Here is a 1,899-nt window from a genome sequence, read left to right as displayed (position 1 = left end):
GACCGCCGTGGCCGCCGGCAACGACACCGACGACGCCTGCAACTACTCGCCGGCCCGTGCGGAGTCCGCCATCACCGTGGGTTCGACCGCCGAGGGTGACGCGCTGTCCGACTTCTCGAACTTCGGTGACTGCGTCGACATCCTGGCCCCGGGCACCGACATCACCTCGGCCTGGATGGACGACGACGAGGCCACCAACACCATTTCCGGTACCTCGATGGCCTCCCCGCACGTCGCCGGTGGCGCCGCCCTGGCCCTGGAGAAGAACCCGCAGGCCACCGTGGAGGAGGTCACGGCCACCCTGACCGAGACCGCCACGAAGGACGCGATCGACGGTGTGAACGGCTCGCCGAACCTGCTGCTGAACGCGCTGAAGGTCTCCGCCGGCTGACCTGACGGCAGGACATCTCCCCACTGGACGTGCCGGGCTCCCCTCGGGGGCCCGGCACGTCCCGGCCCGGCCCCGTGCCGCCGGCCCGACGCACACACCTCAGGTACCACCCCCTCCGCACCCACCTGGAGACCCCCGTGAAGACCACCCGCACCGCCCTCGCCCTGGCCGCCACCACCGCCCTGACCCTGGGCACCGGCGCCGCCACCGCCTCCCCGCTGACCCTCGAGGCCACCCCCTCCGGCGCCTCGTCCACGCAGTTCGACGCCGCCACCGCCGGCGACTGGATCGTCATGCTGGAGCTGCCCGAGGAGGCCACCGGCGACCGCGCGCTGACCACCTCCTCCGCGCGCACGGCCGTGGCCACCGCCACCGCGTCGGCCGCCTCCCGCTTCTCCGCGCAGGGCGTGGACGTCCGTGCGCAGCTCGACACCCTGGGCGCCGTGACCGCCGCGGACCTCACCCCCGAGCAGGTGGCCGCGCTGGAGGCCGACCCGGCCGTGGCGTCGGTGGAGCGCGACGCGCGCGTCAGCATCGACGAGGAGCAGGCCGACGCCCCGTGGGGCCTGGACCGCGTGGACCAGGAGGCGGCCGAGCTGGACAAGACCTACACCTACGAGGGCACCGGCGAGGGCGTGACCGCCTTCATCATCGACACCGGCATCCGCGCCACCCACAAGGACCTGGCCGGCCGCGTGGGCGAGGGCCACACCGTCGTGCAGGACGGCGAGGGCACCAACGACTGCCAGGGCCACGGCACCCACGTGGCCGCCACCGTGGGTGGCACCACCTACGGCGTGGCCAAGGACGTGAAGCTGGAGCCGGTCCGCGTGCTGGAGTGCGACGGCTCGGGCTCCGTGCTGGGCATCCTGGCCGCGATGGAGTGGGTCATGGACGAGGCCGCCGCCACCGAGGGCCCGGACGTGGCCAACATGAGCCTGGGCGGCACCAAGCTCGGGGCCATGGACGAGGCCGTGGACCGCATGAGCGACGCCGGCGTGGTGACCGCCGTGGCCGCCGGCAACGACACCGAGGACGCCTGCCAGCACTCCCCGGCCGCCTCCCAGAAGGCCATCACCGTGGGTGCCACGGACAACACCGACGTGCTGGCCGAGTTCTCCAACTTCGGTGAGTGCGTGGACATCCTGGCCCCGGGCGTGGACATCACCTCGGCGTGGAAGGACTCCGACGACGCCACCAAGACCATCTCCGGCACCTCGATGGCCTCCCCGCACGTGGCCGGTGCGGCCGCCCTGGCGCTGCAGAAGAACCCCGAGGCCACCGCTGACCAGGTGAAGGAGACCCTCACCACGACCGCCACGAAGGACGCGATCGACAAGGTGAACGGTTCGCCCAACCTGCTGCTCAACGCGCTCAAGGCCTTCCAGGCCTGAGGCAGCGCCCCACCCGTCGTGCCGGGTCCCGGACCCGGGGCCCGGCACGACGCATCCCCGCTCCCACGGCTCTCGCCCCTCACACCCCGGAGACCCCCGTGAACCGCTCGCACC

Annotated in this window: 2 protein-coding genes; both read left to right on the top strand. The window is 73.0% G+C overall.

The window, feature by feature from the left end; translation table 11 throughout:
- On the top strand, positions 1-391 hold a 391-nt coding region (locus HMPREF3099_RS03180; RefSeq protein WP_168168426.1), incomplete at its 5' end, for a S8 family serine peptidase.
- Between the two features lie 137 nt (positions 392-528).
- Entirely contained in the window at positions 529-1,785 is a 1,257-nt protein-coding gene (locus tag HMPREF3099_RS03175; protein ID WP_202816670.1) for a S8 family peptidase, read from the top strand.
- Positions 1,786-1,899 lie beyond the last annotated feature (114 nt).

This window comes from Kytococcus sp. HMSC28H12, from assembly GCF_001816045.1.
GTDB lineage: Bacteria > Actinomycetota > Actinomycetes > Actinomycetales > Dermatophilaceae > Kytococcus > Kytococcus schroeteri.
The sequence above is the reverse complement of the archived record's forward strand: the minus strand, read 5'-3'. Positions and strand labels throughout refer to the sequence as shown.